This window comes from uncultured Frigoribacterium sp., from assembly GCF_963515265.1.
Lineage (GTDB): Bacteria > Actinomycetota > Actinomycetes > Actinomycetales > Microbacteriaceae > Frigoribacterium.
This window is the reverse complement of sequence record NZ_CAUPYL010000239.1, coordinates 1-3,357: the sequence shown is the minus strand read 5'-3', so window position 1 is coordinate 3,357 and position 3,357 is coordinate 1. Positions and strand designations below refer to the sequence as shown.

Annotated in this window: 3 protein-coding genes; 2 read left to right on the top strand and 1 reads right to left on the bottom strand. The window is 77.2% G+C overall.

Going from position 1 to position 3,357, the window contains the following annotated elements; all coding sequences use genetic code 11:
• Positions 1 to 664, bottom strand: a 664-nt coding sequence (locus tag RWM17_RS13255) for a glycosyltransferase family 9 protein (RefSeq protein ID WP_399540491.1), incomplete at its 3' end; no start/stop codon positions are given.
• Positions 665 to 832: 168 nt separating this feature from the next.
• On the opposite strand from RWM17_RS13255, the gene RWM17_RS13250 reads away from it, so the two are divergent.
• Together RWM17_RS13250 and RWM17_RS13245 are read left to right on the top strand one after the other, a co-directional pair.
• On the top strand, positions 833 to 2,479 hold the full coding sequence (locus tag RWM17_RS13250) for an aldehyde dehydrogenase family protein (RefSeq protein WP_314104408.1): 1,647 nt from the start codon (positions 833 to 835) through the stop codon (positions 2,477 to 2,479).
• A 1-nt stretch (position 2,480) separates the two neighbouring features.
• On the top strand, positions 2,481 to 3,357 hold an 877-nt coding region (locus tag RWM17_RS13245), incomplete at its 3' end, for a PfkB family carbohydrate kinase (RefSeq protein ID WP_314104406.1).

Genomic DNA, 3,357 nt, shown 5'->3' with positions numbered 1-3,357 from the left:
CGGCCGACGTGCCGGCCGGACCACCGCCGACGAGCGCCGCCCCGCGGCCCCGCTCGGCCCGGGTCGGCGAGAGCACCGGACGCCCCGACGAGGAGGCGCCGGCGAGCGCCACGACCTCGAGGGCGCGCAGCACCTCGTGCTGGTAGTAGACGTAGGGGATCGTGCGCTCGAGCGGGATCGCGTCGGGGGTCCGCGTGCCGATCGTGTGCCGGGCGCCGAGCCGGTGCAGGAACGGGTTCGAGTTGCGTCCCCCGCCGTGCACCTGCACGGCCAGGTCGTAGCGGCGCGCACGGTGGCGAGCGACGAACTCCTCGGTGGCGACGGCGTCGACCTCGGTGCCCGACGCGTCGCCGACGCCGGGGACGACGGGCAGCACGGCGACCTCGTCGACGCCGGAGGTGCGTCCGGCGAGCAGGGCCCGGTGGACGGGCGAGCCGAGCAGCGTGAGGCGGGCCGCGGGGTACGCCGCGGCGAGCGCCTCGATCGCGGGCAGGGCGAAGACGAGGTCGCCGATGCCTCCGCCGCGGAGGACGGCGATCTCGTGGACGTCGTCGAAGCGCGGATGCAGCTCCGGCAGGCCGGGGACGGGCTGGGACGACGCGGGGCGGTCGGGCGCCGGGCGGGCGGGCGCCGGACGGGCGGGTGCGGTGGTGTCGGGCTGCACGGGGTCCTCTCTCTCGTCGGCCCCCTGCCCTGCGGGCCTCGTGGCCAAACGCCCTCCTGCCCCTGCACCGTCCGCTCCCCGCCCCGGCCCCGGCCCCGCGACCCCGACCACGTGTGAGGCGCGCCGAGCCGGGGTAGGGCACGAGCACCGACACGAGAGGACGCCTCCATGACGACCTGGGCCCCTGGCACCCGCCCCGACGACGCCGTCGACGCGCACCCGCACGACGACGTCGCGCCCGACGACGCGCGCGACCACCGGCCCGGCCCGGTCGTCGGCAGGTCGGCGGCCGACGGCGTGCTGACCGTCCTCGACCCGAGCGACGGGTCGACGGTGGGCGAGATCCGCGAGGCCGACCGCGACGAGGTCGTCGAGGCCGTGCGCCGGGCGCGGGCCGCCCAGCACGACTGGGAGCGCACGCCCGCCGCGGACCGCGGCGCCCAGCTGCACGGCGCCGCCGCGGCCCTCCGCGAGCACGCCGCCGAGCTCGCCGCGCTCAACCAGCGCGAGACCGGCAAGCCGTTCGACGACTCCCTCGGCGGGGTGCTCGCCGGTGCCGACACCCTGCGCCAGTACGCCGAGCTCGGGCCCGTGCACCGCGGCCTCAGCCTCGTCGGGAGCCGAGAGTCCGCCGACTTCACGATCGACCAGCCCCGGGGCGTCGTCGCGGCGATCACCCCCTGGAACGACCCCGTCGCCGTCGCCTGCGGCCTGATCGGTGCCGCGCTCGTCACGGGCAGCACGGTCGTGCACAAGCCGAGCGAGCGCTGCCCGCACGTCGGCGAGCTGCTCGGCCGCGTGCTCGCCGAGACGCTGCCGCCCGACGTGCTCGTCACCGTCTCGGGAGGCGGCGGCGTGGGCGCCGCGCTCACCGAGCAGCCGGGCGTCGACGCCGTCGCCCACGTCGGCTCGACCGCGACGGGCCGGCGCATCGCGCGCATGGCCGCGCTGACCGGCGCCCACGTCGTGCTCGAGAACGGCGGCAACGACGCCCTCATCGTCGACGGCGACGTCGATCCCGTCTGGGCGGCGGAGCAGGCGGCGATCGGCTCGTTCGCCAACGCGGGCCAGATCTGCACCAGCGTGGAGCGCATCTTCGTGCACCGGGACGTCGCCGCCGCCTTCGTCGAGGCGCTCGTCGCCGAGGCGGCCCGGCGACACGACCGGCTCGAGATGGGCCCGCTCGTCGACGCCCGCCTCCGTGCCGAGGTGCAGCGCCAGGTCGACGAGGCCGTCGCCGACGGGGCGACGGTCGAGATCGGCGGCACGACCCCCGAGGGCCCGGGATCGTGGTGGCCCGCCACGGTGCTGACGGGCTGTCGGCCGCACATGACGATCATGCAGGAGGAGACCTTCGGCCCCGTCGCCCCCGTGCAGGTCGTCGACGACTTCGACGAGGCCCTGCGCCTCGCCTGTCACGACCGCCACGGGCTCGCGGCGACCGTGCTCACGGGCTCGATCGCGCACGCGAACCGGGCTCTGGCCGACCTGCCCGTCGGCACCGTCAAGATCAACGCCGTCTTCGGCGGAGCACCGGGCGGATCAGCCCAGCCGCGCGGCGAGAGCGGCTCCGGCTTCGGCTACGGCCCCGAGCTGCTCGACGAGCTGACGCTGACGAAGGTCGTGCACTACGGGGTCCCCGTGCTCGCGGCCGACGGCGGGCACCGGGAGGTGCGGGGCACCTCCTCGGCACCGCTCGCCGCGGGCGACCAGGTCGGGGGCCAGGACTCGGCCGAGGCGCCGCACGGCACCGGCAGGGGTGAGGACGACACCGAGCTCCGCGTGCGCCCCTCCTCCCCCGCCGAGGGCGACTGACGTGGCGGGCCCGATCGACCTCGGCCAGGTCCGGGGGCTGAGCCCCGAGGTGGTGCGCGCCCTGCGCGACGCCGCCCCGGTCGTCAGCGTCGTCGGCGACCTCGTGCTCGACGGCTGGTGGCAGGGCACGACCGAGCGCATGACGCGCGAGGCTCCCGTGCCCGTCGTCGAGGTGGCCGACCGCCGGTTCGTGCCGGGCGGCGCCGCCAACACGGCGGTCAACCTCGCCGCCCTGGGCGCGCGGGTGCGGCTCGCGGGGATCGTCGGCGACGACGAGGCCGGCCGACGGCTCACCGAGCTGCTCGCCTCGCACGGCGTCGACACCACGGGCGTGGTGCGCGTGCGCGGCCGTGCCACCGTCGCGAAGAACCGGGTGCTCGTCGACGACCAGGTGCTCATCCGGCTGGACGACGTGGAGTCGGAGCCCGCGCCGGCCGCCTCCCTCGCGCTGCTCGCCGAGGCCGCGCTCGCGCAGGCCCACGGCGCCGACGCCGAGCTCGTCTGCGACTACGCCTCCGGGTGCCTCACCGGCGTCGTGCTCGACGCCCTCGTCGCCCGGCCCGCCGCCGACCGCCCGCCGCTCGTCGTGGTCGACGCGCACGACCTCGCTCCCTGGGCGCGGCTGCGGCCCGACCTCGTCACGCCGAACGCGGGCGAGAGCGGGGCCCTCGCGGGGATCGCGATCGGCGACTCGCTGCCCACCGACGTCCGCGTCGAGCGCGTCGAGGCCGCCGCCTCCTCGTTGCTCGAGCGCTCGGGGGCGGCCGCCGTCGTCGCGACGCTCGACCACGACGGGTCGATGCTGCTCGTGCACGGCGGCACGACGGCGGGTCAGCACGGCGATGCGACGGCGGGTCAGCCCGACGTCGCCCTCGACC